The sequence below is a fragment of the Hansschlegelia sp. KR7-227 genome (assembly GCF_049446035.1).
Classification (GTDB): Bacteria; Pseudomonadota; Alphaproteobacteria; order Rhizobiales; family Methylopilaceae; genus Methylopila.
In genome coordinates, this window is sequence record NZ_JBMSEA010000002.1 from 286,714 (window position 1) to 301,162 (window position 14,449).

Consider the following 14,449-nt stretch of genomic DNA (forward strand, 5'->3'; position numbering starts at 1 on the left):
CGTGAGGATCGAAACGCCGCTGAAGATAGCCATCTCCCCCGACGTCCTCGCGCCTGGACATCCCGCTGCGCCCCGAGCTCGCGGCGGCGATCGCGGCCGCCCCCACGAGCGGGCACCTCACCTTCATGACGACGGAGTACGCCGGCCGTTCTCCGTCGCCGGCTTCGAGAACTGGTTTCGCGCGCGCCGCGACGAGGCCGGCCTGACGCATTGCAGCGCGCACGGCCTCCGCAAGGCCATGGCGACGCGGCTTGCCGACGAGGGCGCGGCCGCCCACGAGATCATGGCCGTGACCGGCCACCAGAGCCTCGAGGAGGCGGAGCGCTACTCCCGCGCCGCGAGCCGCAGCAACCTGGCGACAAGCGCCATGGCGAAGCTCGGAAAGGGATGAAAACGGAACGCCCGGTGTCCCACTTTGGCGTTCCGGGTGTCCCACCGCTAGCTAAACCGCTGAAACAAAACAGCAAATTTTATAGGTGGCGCTCCCAAGGGGACTCGAACCCCTGTTTTCGCCGTGAGAGGGCGACGTCCTAGACCGCTAGACGATGGGAGCTTCGCGGAAGGCGCATCCTATAGACGCGTCGCGGCGCGGCATCAAGCGCCGGCGCGGGCGAAAACGCCGGTCCGGCCGGATGCCCGCGTCACCGGATCGGCGGGGCGGCGGGACCTCCGGGGGCGAGTTCGAGGCGGCCCGTCTCGAGCAGCGTCCCGGCGTCCAGAACATGAAGGGTGGTCCGGCCCTCGGCTTCGACGGTGACGATGATGCGGCCGGCGTCTGCCGCCGTCGCCACGACGCGCGCGCCCGCGGGCAGCGCCAGCGTGCGGGCCGCGATCGCCTTTCCGGGCGAAGGCGCCTTGACGAGGCGGTAGGCGATCACCGACATGACCGACAGAAAGCCGACGCCCATGGTGAGCGCGCCGACCAGGGTCAGCAGCCTCAGGCGCCGGTAGACGCGCTGGATGCGCGGATCGTCGTCATCCGCGATCTCGTCGAGCGACGGCGTTGAAGATCGGGTCTGCGCCGTCATGTCATCCCAGTCCACTGATCCGGAAGCGTCCGCGGAGCGCCGCGTCGTCACGGCCGGTCCGGAAGACGCAGGCGAGCGGATCGACCGGTTCCTCGCGGCGCGGCTGCCGGAATTGTCCCGCGCCCGCATCCAGGCGCTCATGCGCCAGGGCGCGGTGCGCTCTGGCGGCCGGACGCTAGAGGACCCCTCGGCGCGGGTCAACGCGGGCGAGATCGTGCTCGAAGCGCCCCCTCCGGCGCCCGCGACGCCGCTCGGGCAGGACATCCCGCTGGCGGTCGTGCACGAGGACCGCGACCTCATCGTGATCGACAAGCCCGCGGGCATCGTCGTCCATCCGGCCGCCGGCCATGCGGACGGCACGCTGGTCAACGCCCTGATCGCGCATTGCGGTAAGAGCCTGTCCGGCGTCGGCGGGGTGGCGAGGCCCGGCATCGTCCACCGGCTCGACAAGGACACCAGCGGGTTGCTGGTGGTCGCGAAGAACGACGTCGCGCATCGCGCGCTGAGCGCGCAGTTCGCCGATCACGGCCGCACCGGCCCGCTCGAGCGGGCCTATCAGGCCTTCGTGTGGGGCGTTCCCGACCGCCCGCGCGGCGTGGTCGACGCTCCGCTCGGACGGAGCGCCCGCAACCGCGAGAAGATCGCGATCCGCGCCGACGGCCGCGAGGCCATCACCCATTGGGAGACGAAGGCGCGCTATGCGGCGGCGGACGCGGCTCTGGTCGAATGTAGGCTCGAGACGGGACGCACCCATCAAATCCGCGTGCATCTCGCTTCGATCGCGCATCCTTTGATCGGGGACGACGTTTATGGCTCGGGACACCGCACGAAAGCTGCGCGGCTCGGCGGGACGGCTCGAGCGGCGGTGGCGGCTCTGGGCCGGCAGGCGCTGCACGCGGCGCGGCTTGGCTTCGTGCATCCCCGAAGCGGGAAAACCTTGAGCTTCGTCAGCGCTTTGCCGGACGATCTGATCCGGCTGGCGGACGCGTTGGCCGCCGACGCAGGCCGGGACGCGTAGCGGATCGCGCAATCCGGCGGACGCCCCGGCGCCGCGTTCCATGCAGAATCGCAAGCCAGACCCGTCGGCAGCGAAGGACATGAACCCGCCGAATTCGCGTATAGTCTGTTGAAGCGATCGGCGTGTCCGCGGTCGCGATCGGGTTCGCCGCGAAGGCGGGGGCCCTGGCCTGAAGGAGAAGCACATGGCTTCGGCCGCACTCCCTATCCTCGTCAGCGACGGCGGCCTCAGCCGCTACCTCGACGAGATCCGCAAGTTTCCGATGCTCGAGCCGCAGGAAGAGTACATGCTCGCCAAGCGCTGGCGGGAGCATGGCGATCCTGACGCGGCGCATCGGCTCGTCACCAGCCATCTTCGGCTCGTCGCCAAGATCGCGATGGGCTATCGCGGTTACGGCCTGCCGATCGGCGAGGTCGTCTCCGAGGGCAATGTCGGCCTCATGCAGGCCGTGAAGCGGTTCGAGCCGGAAAAGGGCTTCCGCCTGGCGACCTACGCCATGTGGTGGATCCGCGCGGCGATCCAAGAGTACATCCTGCGCTCGTGGTCGCTCGTGAAGATGGGCACCACGGCGAACCAGAAGAAGCTGTTCTTCAACCTGCGCAAGGCGAAGAGCTCGATCTCCGCCCTCGAGGACGGCGATCTGCGGCCGGATCAGGTCAAGCAGATCGCGACCAAGCTCGGCGTCACCGAGACCGACGTGGTCGACATGAACCGCAGGCTGGGCGGCGACGCCTCGCTCAACGCGCCGCTGCGCGAAGACGAGGGCTCGTCGGAGTGGCAGGACTGGCTGGTCGACGACAGCGAGAGCCAGGAGAGCCGTCTCGCCGAATCCCAGGAGCTCGACAATCGACGGACGGCGCTCTCCGGCGCGCTCAAGGTGCTGAACGACCGCGAACGCCGCATTTTCGAGGCGCGCCGCCTCGCCGACGATCCCCTCACCCTCGAGGAGCTGTCCGGCGAATTCGGCGTCAGCCGCGAGCGCGTCCGCCAGATCGAGGTCCGCGCCTTCGAGAAGGTGCAGAGCGCGGTGCGCAAGAACGTGGCGGCGCTCGAAGCGCGCGCCTGAGTTTCAGCGCGCGCGAATCACACGCATCACGGAGGGGGAGAGGGCTGTCGAGCCACCTCCCCCCTTCGGCCAAGTTACCTCGTCGCGGAGTAAAAGCGATCGCGGGCGCCTAGTAGGCGAATGGCGATACTGACCTTCGAGATCTTCGGGACATTTAAAAAGCAAGTCTTTTCATAAACTTGCCTTATTGTCGTATGTTTACATTCCTCCTCTCTGCGGCGTCGCGCATAGTCGCTTACGCAAGCCCAGACATTCGAAAAATAAGCTTCACATCGTCACGATTGACAGCCCTGCCGGCAGCGCAGCGTGATAAGCATGGTAAATGCGTAGGCTAACTCTGGTGGGTGGCGTCGCGCTGCACAGGTCACTGCCCGGCAAGGTCTCGCTCCGCGAACCACGGGTTTGCCAAAGGAGGGACAGCTATGGCTGCCCTTGGGCCGGCGGGACCCGAGGCGGGGCTCAGCCTCGCTCTCGCGGTGATCGTGTCATCCGACGCGCCGCTTTTGCTCTTGGACGGCGATCTTGTCGTCCAAGCCGCCAGCGCTTCGTTCTGCCGGACCTTCGAGATCGAGCCGTCCCGCGTTCCCGGCCGCTCGCTGTTCGAATTGGGCGAGGGCGAATGGGACATCCCACAGCTCCGGGCGTCGTTGGGCGCCGCGGCGGCAGGCTTCGCCGACGTTCAGGCCTATGAGATGGCGCTTGTTCGCCCCGGGCGCAGCGCTCGCCGTTTGGTTCTCAGCGCCCGGAAACTGGACTATGTCGACGCGACCGGCGTCCGGCTGCTGCTGTCGGCCTCGGACATCACCGAGGCGCTGTTGGACGCGAAGCGCAGGGACGATCTGGTCCGAGAGAAGGATATCCTTCTGCGCGAGGTCCAGCACCGCGTCGCCAACAGCCTGCAGATCATCTCGAGCGTGCTCCTGCAAAGCGCCCGCAAGGTGCGGTCGGCCGAAACGCGAGGCTATCTTGAGGACGCCCATAACCGCGTGATGTCGATCGCTGCGGTGCAGCATCACCTAGCCGCGTCCAGTTTGGCCGAGGTGGCGCTGCGGCCCTATTTCATGCAGCTGTGCGACAGTCTTGGCGCGTCGATGATTGGCGACCACGATCAGATCAAGCTCAAAGTGGATGTGGACGACAGCTCCGTTGACGCCGACGTCTCGATAAGCCTCGGCTTGATCGTCACCGAATTGGTGATCAACGCGCTGAAGCACGCTTTTCCCGGCGACCGCAAAGGCCGGATCGAGATCAGATACCGCAGCGGCGTAGAAGAGTGGACACTTTCGGTCAGCGATGACGGCGTCGGGATGCCGGGCGACGGCGCGACCGCGAAGGCCGGACTTGGGACAAGCATCGTGGAGGCTCTCGCCCGACAGCTGAGAGCGCATATCCACGTGGCGAATGCGACGCCGGGAACGGCTGTGTCCGTGGTCTACGCGACGCACGGCGTGACCGCGCTATCTGCGGCGCGCGCGGTCTAAGACCGCCGTAGCGCCGCTCCAGCCAGATTTCCTGCACGGGCGCAACGATCCGCGTCCCCCTCAGCCCGCGCCCCCGCGCTCGCAGAACCGGATGCGATTGCCGGACGGGTCCCAGACCTGCATTTCGACGCCCCAAGGCTGCGCGTGAAGGCCCGGTCGCATGGAGGCGTAGCCCTTCGCCAGAAGTTCGCGCTGGTAGGTCTCAATCCCCGCCATCGGCGCGAACACCACGACGCCAGGGCTCCCGTCGCCGTGATGCTCGCTCAGATGCAGCGTCAAGCCCGAGCGCGACACCTGACAGTAAAGCGGCATCCCTGGCTCGAAGACGTGCTCCCAGTCGAGCGTGAAGCCGAGGAAGTCGAGATAAAACGCTTTGGCGCGCGCGACGTCGAACATGCGCAACACCGGGATCGGCGCCGCGAAGGCGACGGGTGACGTCTCTCCAGCGTGCATGGGGTCGCCCTTCCTACGTGTCTGGATCAAAACCGCCGTCGCGCCCTCTTATCGACTCGCCTGGCTCCACGGCGCCGCCACTTTACAGGACGCCGGCTCGCAATAGCCGGGCGGAGGCGATTGCGCGCCTCCCAGCCTTGCCTCGCGGCGGCCGATCCGATAGCAAGCCGCGGGAGAACCCCGGCTCCCGAGCCGGGGTCTTTTTTTGGCCCGGACGCCGGGACGCGAAGGGACTGAACGCCATGGCCAACGTCGTCGTCGTAGGCGCCCAGTGGGGCGACGAAGGCAAGGGCAAGATCGTCGACTGGCTGTCCGAGAAGGCCGACGTCGTCGTGCGCTTCCAGGGCGGGCACAACGCCGGCCACACGCTCGTCATCGACGGGGTCGTCTACAAGCTCAGCCTGCTGCCGTCGGGCGTCGTGCGGAGGGGCAAGCTTTCCGTGATCGGCAACGGCGTGGTCGTCGATCCGCACGCGCTGGTCGACGAGATCGAACGGCTGCGCGGCCAGGGGGTCGAGCTCACGCCCGACACGCTGAAGGTCGCCGACAACGCCACGCTGATCCTGTCGCTGCACAGGGAGCTCGACGCGCTGCGCGAGGGCTCGAACGACGGCACCCGGATCGGCACCACCAAGCGCGGCATTGGCCCGGCCTATGAGGACAAGGTCGGCCGCCGCGCGATCCGGCTGCGCGATCTCGCGAACCTGTCCACTCTCGAACCCAAGATCGCCCGCCTGCTCTCGCACCACAACGCGCTGCGCCGCGGCTTCGGCCTGCCGGAGTTTTCGCCGGAAGCGATCTATGACGAGCTCGCCTCCGTGGCGCCGAAGGTTCTGCCCTATGTCGACGCGACCTGGGAAATCCTCGACGAGCGTCGTCGCGCCGGCCACCGCATCCTGTTCGAGGGGGCGCAGGGCGCGCTGCTCGACGTGGACCACGGCACCTACCCCTTCGTGACCTCGTCGAACACCGTCTCGGGACAGGCCGCGACCGGCTCGGGCATGGGGCCGAGCGCGGTCGGCTACGTTCTGGGCATCGCCAAGGCCTACACGACCCGGGTCGGGGAGGGCCCGTTCCCGACCGAACTCACCGACGACGTCGGACGGCGGCTCGGCGAACGAGGCCGCGAGTTCGGCACCGTCACCGGACGGCCGCGACGGTGCGGCTGGTTCGACGCCGTCGCGCTCCGGCAGGCCGCGCGCATCTCCGGCATCGACGGCATCGCGCTCACGAAGCTCGACGTTCTCGACGGACTCGACGAGATCAAGGTCTGCGTCGGCTACGAGCTCGACGGCGGGATGATCCACCGTCTGCCGGCGAGCCAGGGCGCTCAAGCGCGCGTCACGCCGGTCTATGAAACGATTGGGGGCTGGGACGGCACGACCGCCGGAGCGCGGTCCTGGGCGGACCTTCCGGCTCAGGCGATCAAGTATGTGCGCCGGGTGGAGGAGTTGATCGGCTGCCCGATCGCCCTGGTCTCGACCTCTCCGGAGCGGGCCGACACGATTCTCGTCCAAGACCCCTTCGAGGACTGAAAAGCCTATAGAAGCGTGACATTCCCGCCCTCGACGGAGAGCGGCGGCTGCCGTATGTCGTGACTCATGGCCGATTATTTCCCTGTCCTTTCGCGCGCCGTCGCGGGACTCGAGAACAACACGGGCGAAGCCCGTCGCGCCGTCTACGAGCGCGCGCGCGCGGCCATTGTGCGCCAGCTGCGCGCCATCGAGCCGCCGCTGGCCGAGGAGGACATCGCGCGCGAGCGCATGAACCTCGAGGAGGCGATCCGCAAGGTCGAGGCGGGAGCCGGCGGACCGCCGGCCGCCTCCCCCGCCCCCAGCACGCCCGCCAAGCCGGAGCCTCCGAAGCTCGCGAGCCCCGCTCGGCCTAACCCCACGGCGAGGCCGGCGCCGCCTTCCGGCGCCGGCGCCGAACGAGGCGCTCCGATCGTGGAGCCGGAGCAGGCGGCGCGTCGGCCGGCGACCCGCCCCGACGGGCGGCCCATCATCCGCACAGCCGGCGAGCGCGCGGACACGAGGCCGCGCCAGCGCTCGGGTCCGCTGATCGCCCTGGCCGCGCTCGCGCTCATCGCCGTGGCGGCCGGGCTGTTCGTCGCGCGCGGCCAGATCGCCACGCTGTTCGGCGGCGACGCCCAGGTGGCGAAAACCGAGCCGTCCGCTCCGGCGACGTCGCCTGCGGCTGAACCCGCCGCCCAGCCGGGCGAAGCCAAGCCCCCGGAGGACGCCAAGAGCGACGAAAGGCTGCCGCAGGACGGCGGCGGCCCGTCTTCCCCGCCGCCCGCGCAGGAGCCGCCGGCGCAGGACGCCCAGACGCAGCAGCCTGCGGAACAGGTCGCGCGCGCGCCGGACACGCAAACGCCGGAGCCCGCACAGCCTGCGCCCGCCGCCCAAGCGCCGCTCGTCGCCCAACGTGCGACCTTGTATGAGGAAGGCGCCAACCAGCAGTCCGGCGACGCCATGACCGGCACGGTGACCTGGCGCACCGAATCGGTCAGCGGCGGGCAGAACCAGCCGCTTGAGACGGCCCTGCGGGGCGAGATCGAGATCCCCGGACGCAACGTCAAAGCCACTCTGGTGATCCGCCGCAACGCCGACGCCACGCTGCCGGCGAGCCACACGATCGAACTTCAGTTCACGCTGCCCGAGGACTTCCCCAACGCCGGGATCGCCAACGTGCCCGGCATTCTGATGAAGGCCGACGAATCCGCCCGCGGCGCCGCCATGGCGGGCCTGTCGGTCAGGGTGACCAACGGATTCTTCCTGATCGGCCTGTCGAACCTTGAAACCGAGCGGACCGTGAACGAGCAACTGCTCCGCGATCGCGGCTGGCTCGACATCCCGATCCTGTACGACAACGGCCGCCGCGCGGTGCTGACGCTGGAGAAGGGAACGCCGGGCGCCCAGGCGTTCAATGACGCGTTCGCCGCCTGGCAAACCGCCTCGTCCGCCGCGCCCGCGGCGGCGCCTCAGCCCTGAAGACGTCGTTGTCGCCGGGGCCCGGGCGACAGGCTGCTTCCAGCCGCGCCGCGCTCCAGCAATCGCGGGCGAAGTCCTGCGGCGCGCCTATCGGAGCGGCGTCAAAGCCAGGCGCCCTCAGGCCACCATCTCTTGCCCCGCGCCCATCGGCTGCTGCTCGACCAAAGCGCGGCGGAGCTTCTCCAGGGCGCGGTTCTCGATCTGGCGCACGCGCTCTTTGGAAATGCCGAGCCGTTCGCCGAGCGATTCGAGCGTCACGGCGTTCTCAGCCAGACGGCGCGCCCGCACGATCTTGAGCTCGCGCTCGTTCAAGACGTTCAGGGCCGTGCGCAGCCACCGCACTCGGCGCTCCATGTCGATGGACTCGCCCACGGTCTCATCAGGCAGAGGCGCGGTGTCGACGAGGAAGTCCATTCGCTCCGAGGAGGAGTTGGGATCGCTGTCGATCATCGGCGCGTTCAGCGACATGTCGGGACCGGACAGGCGCGAATCCATCAGCGCCACGTCTTTGGACGAAACCCCCACCGCTTCCGCGATCTTGGCGTGCAGAGCGCCTGGCATCATCGGCTCGCCGTTCTTGCTCAACCGGGCGCGCAGGCGGCGTAAATTGAAGAAGAGCGCCTTCTGAGCCGAGCTGGTGCCGCCGCGCACGATCGACCAGTTCCGCAGGATATGGTCCTGGATCGCCGCGCGGATCCACCAGGTCGCATAGGTGGAGAAGCGCACCTCCCGTTCCGGCTCGAACCGGGCGGCGGCCTCCAGCAGACCCACATGGCCCTCCTGGATCAGGTCGGGCATGGGGAGGCCGTAGTGCCGGAAGCGGGCGGCGATGGCGATGACCAGTCGCATATGGGCGGCGGCAAGCCGGTGCAGCGCCCGTTCGTCCCCGTCATCCTTCCATTGCACGGCGAGCTGGTGTTCTTCCGCTCGCTCGAGGAACGGCGCCTCCATGGCTGCGCGGACGAAGCGCCGACGAACACCGGCCATCTGGGACATGCGTGGTCTCCCCGTGCAGGCCGTCTGGCGAGACGGCGATCACAGCTTGGCAACGCGCGGAACGCTGAAAAGGACGTCCTGAAACTGGAGATATCCGTTCACGGTTTCGTGAGCAGGCAATCCTACGCCTTGTCGATCATGGATGCGGCCCAATTGGGCGCTCGCTGCGTTCGACAAGGGACGGGCGCAAAAAAGCCCGGCGTTGCGCCGGGCTTTTCGCAGACTGAGGTATGAGGTCCGCCTCTCAGGCGGCCTCCTCCTGGGCCGGAGCCTCGGCCTCGACTTCGGCCTCGACTTCCTCGGCCCGGCCGCGGCGGGGACCCTTGGCGAGCTGCGCCTCGATGACCTTCTGCGCCTCGCTGTCGATAAGCTTCTGCACCGCAGCCACCTCACGCGTCATGCGATCAAGGGCGGATTCGTAGAGCTGCCGCTCGCTGTAGGACTGTTCGGGCTGCGTGTCGGCGCGGAACAGGTCGCGGACCACTTCGGCGATGGCGATGAGGTCGCCCGAGTTGATCTTCGCCTCATACTCCTGAGCGCGACGGCTCCACATCGTCTTCTTGACGCGCGCCCGTCCGGTCAGGGTGTCGAGCGCCTTGCCGACGACGTCGCCCTCGGAGAGCTTGCGCATGCCGGCTGAGGTCACCTTCGCCACGGGAACGCGAAGCGTCATCTTGTCCTTTTCGAACGAGATGACGAACAGCTCGAGCGTATGCCCGGCGATGTTCTGCTCCTCGATCGCAACGATCTGACCCACGCCATGGGACGGGTAGACGACGCTCTCCATCGTCTTGAACCCGTGCCGGGCCTGTGACGTCTTCTTCGTGGTCATGATGCTCCGCACTCCGCAACGGGCCGTCGCGTCGCGCCGGACCCAAAGTCATCCCGACACCGTCGGGACGATCAATCGAAGGCGCACGTACGAAGCCGGCGCAAACGCCGGCCACCGTGGCCCCCAGGGATCAGAAAAAGACGGCGCTCGCTCCAACACGTCGCAGGACGGCGGGAGAGCCTTTTCATGTCGCGTTGTCGAAAAGTCGCCGCTTTGACAGTGCCGCGGCGCGTCGTCCTTGACCGTGTGTGATTGGTACCACGATCGGACGGAAAAATCAATGATATAAGCGCCGCGCTTCATGCAGCGCGCGTCGCCGATGCTGTCGGATGCCCCTGCAGACGGGTCAGTCGCCCTCGCCCGGCTCCGCCGAAAAGTACTTCTCGAGCTTGTCGGGAACCCCGTCGAACTCCTTGGCGTCGGCGGGCGGATCGCGCTTGATGGTGATGTTCGGCCAGCTCTTGGCGTAATCGCCGTTCAGCTTAACCCAGGATTCGAGGCCCGGCTCCGTGTCGGGCTTGATCGCCTCCGCCGGGCATTCGGGTTCGCACACCCCGCAATCGATGCATTCGTCGGGGTGAATGACGAGCATGTTCTCACCTTCGTAGAAGCAGTCGACCGGACACACCTCGACGCAGTCCATGTACTTGCACTTGATGCAGTTGTCCGTGACCACGTAGGTCATCTGGGTCTCCTCGGTCGGCAGCGCCCACGTAGCGAAGCCGGATCAGCCGCGCAAGGGCCGGCGCCGGCTGGAAAGGCCCCCTGGACGTCGCAGGGGACGCGTCAGACGGCGCCCTCGTCCTCAGGCTCGCCGTCGTCCGAGGCGCCCACCGGCTCATAGAGGGTGCGAGCTTCGGTCGCAGGGCCCCGGCGTTCGCCGAGCGCGGCGACCCGCAGGACGACCACACTCCGTTCGAGCGCGACGGTGAGGATGTCGCCCTCGCGCACCCCACGGGCGACGACGCGGGTTTTTTGGCCGTTCACGCGGACATGGCCCGCGCGGATCAGTTCGGTCGCGACCCCGCGGGTCTTCGCGAGGCGCGCGCGCCAGAGCCACACGTCGAGACGGGCGCGCGGCTGGAGCTCGTCCTGCGACCGCCGCATCGGCGAGGCGTCACGCGTCCTTGTCGCCGTCGGCGCCCGGCTTCGCCTTGGACCCCGACGCGCCTTGCTCGAGCTGCGCCTTCAGCGCCGCCAGCTTGGCGAAAGGCGAATCCGGATCCGGCCCCCGCTCCGCCCGACGCGGCGGAGACGCGCTCATCGGCGCGCCCGCAGGGCCTCCGAACCGTCCCCCGCGCTCGCCATCCTTCGGGCGCGGGCCACGCTCTCCCCGGCCGCCGGCGCCGCCGCGGCCGAACTCCCGCGGCCGGTTCGAGCCGGGGTTGCGTTCGCCGCCACCGCCGCCACCGCCAGGACGCAGCCCCCGACGGTCGGGTCGGCCGTCGCCGCCGCGCCGCTGATCCGGGCGTTCGCCCCCCGATACGGGGGCCGGCGCGTCGGCCCGTGGCGCCGCCGGGGCGGCGTGAGAGCGTCGGTCGTCGCGACGCGGAGGGCGATTGCGCTGCTCGGGCCGCTCGCGACGGCCAAATCCGCCCGGCCGCCAGACTTCGATCAGTTCCGGTTCAGCCGGCGGCGACGGCTCAGCCGCGTTCTCGGTAAGCGTCGCCTCCGGCGCGTCCGCGGACGCGCCGAGGATCGCGTCGTCGTCGACTCCGTCCGCCGTCGCCGGCTCCGAAACCGCGTCTTCGGCCGACTCTTCGGCGGCCTCGGCGGCGGCCTCCGCGACCTCCTCGGCTTCGGCGCCCGTGACCTCTTCGCCGAAACCCGCGTCGTCAGGGTCGATGGACGATTCAGGCTCCGGCTCGTCGAGCGAGACGGCGTCGATCAAGGGCTCGGCGTCCGCGCCGACGTCGAACACCGGCTCGTCGCGCACGTCCGCTCCATCCGTGGAGGCGTCCTCCGCCAAATCCGGGGCGGCGACCGAGGGCGCGGCGGCGTCTTCCGTTTCCGCGACCGCGTCGCGCACGGGGGATGCATCCTCCGCGAGGGCTTCCTCCGGCGCAGATTCGGCGGCGACGACGACGGGCGCCGGAGCCGGCGGCTTCGGCCGGCGCTCCATGCGATAGCCGAGCGCGCGCAGCACGTTCGCGAAGTCCTCGCCCGCGCAACCGGCGAGCGACGTCATGGCGACGGTGACGGTGAAGCCGCCTCCCCCGAACGCTCCGGGCGGCGGCGAGCCCGGCTGGGTCGCCTTCCATGCAATCGCGGGGCGGATCAGGTCGGCGAGACGCTCGAGGATGTCGACGCGGATCGCGCGGTCGCCGCACACCCGATAGCCCAGCGCACGGTAGAGCCCCTTGTCGATCGCAGGGTCCACGGGGATCGAGGTTCGGCCGGCGGCGGCGAGATGGGCGACGTCGTCGACCCTCATGTCCGTTCCGTCATGGCCGAGCGCCCAAAGTTGCGCGGCGAAGGCGCGCGGCGCCGGCTTCAGCAGCCCGGGCAGATAGATGTGGTGGGCGCCGAAGCGCACCCCGTGCTTCCTGAGCGCGGCGCGGGACGTCTGATCAAGACCTTTCACTTCCTCTGCGACGCGCGCTCGGTCGAGCACGCCGAGTTCCTCGACGACCTGATAGGCGACGCCGCGGGCGACGCCCGTCACGTCCTCGGCCGTCTCCAGCGCCTGCAACGGCCCGAGCAGCTTCTGAACCTGTCCGCGGATCCACAAATCGAGCCGCCTGTCGACCTGGTCGCGCGCCGGTCCGGTCAACTGCTCGTCCGCGAGCACCCGGATGCGGGGGCTCAGCGTCTTGTCGCCCTTGACCAGCCGGCCGACCAGTTCCCCCTGCCAGCGCACGGCGCCGTCGGAGGCGAGCACGATCTCGCCGTCGCCGGCGTTGGCGAAGCGGTTGGCGCGCGCCTCGATCTCGCCCGCCAGCGCTTTGGAGGCCGCCGCCCTGAGCGCCTTGCCCTCGACGCTGTCGGCGGAAGAGTCCGGCGCGAATTGGAAGCCTGCGAGACGGCCGACGTGGTGGCCTTCCACCCGAACGTCGCCGTCCTTGTCGATTTCGGCTTCGAGCATGTCCTGTTCCCTGAGGCGGCGCATGAGCACGCTGGTGCGCCGGTCTACAAATCGATGAGCGAGACGTTCGTGGAGCGCGTCGGAGAGCCGATCCTCGACCGCCCGCGTGACCCCCTGCCAATGTTCGGGGTCGTCGAGCCAGTCGGCGCGGTTCGCGACGAAAGTCCAGGTCCGGATATGCGCGATGCGCGCCGATAGCGTGTCGATGTCTCCGTCGGCCCGGTCGGTCGTCGCGACGTGGCGCGCGAACCAATCGGTCGGGACCTTACCCGGCCGCACGAGAAAACCATAGAGGTCGGCGAGAAGTTCTGCGTGCTGCGCCGGCGCGATCTTGCGATAGTCCGGCACCTGGCAGACCTCCCACAGAAGCCGCACCGCCGCCTCGCCGCGCGCCGCCGCCCGGACGTCCGGATCACGGGACAGGCTCATCAGCACCCGCACGTCGTCGGCGTCGGGCGCGCGGGTGACCCCGGTTTCCGCAGGCGGTCGCGACAGGCTGTCGATCAGCCCGCCGACGTCGCGGAAATCGAGACGGGCGTTCCGCCACTGCAGAACCTTAACGCTGTCGAAGCTGTGAGACTCCAGCCGCTCCACCAGTTCCGGCTCGAAGGGCGGGCAGCGCCCTGTCGTCCCGAACGTGCCGTCGCGCAGATGACGGCCGGCGCGGCCTGCGATCTGGGCGAATTCGGAAGGGTTCAGACGCCGGTACTGATGGCCGTCGAACTTGCGGTCCCCGGCGAAGGCGACATGGTCAACGTCCAGATTCAGCCCCATGCCGATCGCGTCGGTCGCGACGAGGTAGTCGACGTCGCCGGACTGGTACATCGCGACCTGTGCGTTGCGCGTCCGTGGGCTGAGCGCGCCGAGCACGACCGCCGCGCCGCCCCGCTGCCGTCGGATCAGCTCGGCGATCGCGTAGACCTCCTCGGCGGAGAAGGCGACGATCGCCGAACGCGGCGGAAGCCGCGTGAGCTTGCGTTCGCCGGAAAAGGACAACTGGCTGAGGCGGGGCCGGCCGATCACGTTCGCGCCCGGAAGCAGCCTGTCGACCAGCGGCCGCATCGTCGCCGCGCCCAGCGCCAGCGTCTCGTAGCGGCCGCGCATGTTGAGCAGCCGATCCGTGAAGACATGGCCCCGCACGAGATCCGCGCAGAGTTGGATCTCGTCGATCGCGACGAAATCGACGTCGAGATCGCGCGGCATGGCTTCGACGGTCGAGACCCAGAACCGCGCTCCGAACGGCTTGATCTTCTCCTCGCCCGTGACGAGCGCCACCTTGTCCGCGCCGACCTTTTCGACGAGGCGGCCATAGACCTCGCGCGCCAGCAGCCGCAGCGGCAGGCCGATCAGGCCCGAGCCGTGCGCCGCCATCCGCTCGATCGCGAGATGGGTCTTTCCCGTGTTGGTGGGACCGAGCACCGCCGTGACGCCGCGGCCGCGGGCCGGAGCGAGAATATCGGAAGCGGGGGCCGGCGCGAGGGCGGCGACGTCATGCAT

13 protein-coding genes and 1 tRNA gene are annotated in these 14,449 nt (G+C 69.0%); 6 read left to right on the forward strand and 8 right to left on the reverse strand.

The annotated features are described in order from the left end of the window. Position 1 precedes the first annotated feature (1 nt). A complete protein-coding gene (locus tag ACO2RJ_RS16800; protein WP_423269271.1) occupies positions 2–391 on the forward strand; it encodes a tyrosine-type recombinase/integrase in 390 nt (129 codons plus the stop codon). Positions 392–477: 86 nt separating this feature from the next. On the opposite strand, the gene ACO2RJ_RS16805 is transcribed toward ACO2RJ_RS16800, so the two are convergent. Both ACO2RJ_RS16805 and ACO2RJ_RS16810 read right to left on the reverse strand, forming a co-directional pair. After that, positions 478–553: transfer RNA gene (locus ACO2RJ_RS16805), tRNA-Glu, on the reverse strand. An 88-nt stretch (positions 554–641) separates the two neighbouring features. Then, on the reverse strand, positions 642–1,028 hold the full coding sequence (locus tag ACO2RJ_RS16810; RefSeq protein WP_423269272.1) for a DUF6476 family protein: 387 nt from the start codon (positions 1,026–1,028) through the stop codon (positions 642–644). On the opposite strand from ACO2RJ_RS16810, the gene ACO2RJ_RS16815 reads away from it, so the two are divergent. The 3 genes from ACO2RJ_RS16815 to ACO2RJ_RS16825 all read left to right on the forward strand — a co-directional run bounded on the left by ACO2RJ_RS16815 (position 1,027) and on the right by ACO2RJ_RS16825 (position 4,593). After that, positions 1,027–2,046, forward strand: a complete 1,020-nt coding sequence (locus ACO2RJ_RS16815) for an RluA family pseudouridine synthase (protein WP_423269273.1) — start codon at positions 1,027–1,029, stop codon at positions 2,044–2,046. The genes ACO2RJ_RS16810 and ACO2RJ_RS16815 overlap by 2 nt on opposite strands. A 184-nt stretch (positions 2,047–2,230) precedes the next feature. Further along, a complete protein-coding gene (gene rpoH / locus ACO2RJ_RS16820; protein ID WP_423269274.1) occupies positions 2,231–3,112 on the forward strand; it encodes an RNA polymerase sigma factor RpoH in 882 nt (293 codons plus the stop codon). A gap of 422 nt (positions 3,113–3,534) precedes the next feature. Beyond that, positions 3,535–4,593: a sensor histidine kinase gene (locus tag ACO2RJ_RS16825; protein ID WP_423269413.1), complete on the forward strand. Its 1,059-nt coding sequence runs from the start codon at positions 3,535–3,537 to the stop codon at positions 4,591–4,593. 60 nt (positions 4,594–4,653) lie between these two features. On the opposite strand, the gene ACO2RJ_RS16830 is transcribed toward ACO2RJ_RS16825, so the two are convergent. Next, entirely contained in the window at positions 4,654–5,046 is a 393-nt protein-coding gene (locus tag ACO2RJ_RS16830; RefSeq protein WP_423269275.1) for a glyoxalase superfamily protein, read from the reverse strand. Between the two features lie 242 nt (positions 5,047–5,288). Between ACO2RJ_RS16830 and ACO2RJ_RS16835 the strand changes: the two genes are divergently transcribed. Both ACO2RJ_RS16835 and ACO2RJ_RS16840 read left to right on the forward strand, forming a co-directional pair. Then, positions 5,289–6,581 carry an adenylosuccinate synthase gene (locus tag ACO2RJ_RS16835; RefSeq protein ID WP_423269276.1) on the forward strand — a complete coding sequence of 431 codons (1,293 nt, stop codon included), beginning with the start codon at positions 5,289–5,291 and terminating at the stop codon, positions 6,579–6,581. 66 nt (positions 6,582–6,647) lie between these two features. Beyond that, positions 6,648–8,039, forward strand: a complete 1,392-nt coding sequence (locus ACO2RJ_RS16840) for a hypothetical protein (RefSeq protein ID WP_423269277.1) — start codon at positions 6,648–6,650, stop codon at positions 8,037–8,039. 117 nt (positions 8,040–8,156) lie between these two features. Here ACO2RJ_RS16840 and ACO2RJ_RS16845 read toward each other — a convergent pair whose 3' ends face one another. From ACO2RJ_RS16845 to ACO2RJ_RS16865, 5 genes are all read right to left on the reverse strand, one after another. Then, positions 8,157–9,035, reverse strand: a complete 879-nt coding sequence (locus ACO2RJ_RS16845; RefSeq protein WP_423269278.1) for an RNA polymerase factor sigma-32 — start codon at positions 9,033–9,035, stop codon at positions 8,157–8,159. 244 nt (positions 9,036–9,279) lie between these two features. Beyond that, positions 9,280–9,867 carry a CarD family transcriptional regulator gene (locus tag ACO2RJ_RS16850; protein WP_423269279.1) on the reverse strand — a complete coding sequence of 196 codons (588 nt, stop codon included), beginning with the start codon at positions 9,865–9,867 and terminating at the stop codon, positions 9,280–9,282. 346 nt (positions 9,868–10,213) lie between these two features. After that, entirely contained in the window at positions 10,214–10,552 is a 339-nt protein-coding gene (gene fdxA / locus ACO2RJ_RS16855; protein WP_423269280.1) for a ferredoxin FdxA, read from the reverse strand. A gap of 101 nt (positions 10,553–10,653) precedes the next feature. Next, on the reverse strand, positions 10,654–10,974 hold the full coding sequence (locus ACO2RJ_RS16860) for an RNA-binding S4 domain-containing protein (protein WP_423269281.1): 321 nt from the start codon (positions 10,972–10,974) through the stop codon (positions 10,654–10,656). Between the two features lie 10 nt (positions 10,975–10,984). After that, the gene (locus ACO2RJ_RS16865) at positions 10,985–14,449 is read right to left on the reverse strand and encodes a helicase-related protein (protein WP_423269282.1); all 3,465 of its coding nucleotides are present in this window, start codon (positions 14,447–14,449) and stop codon (positions 10,985–10,987) included.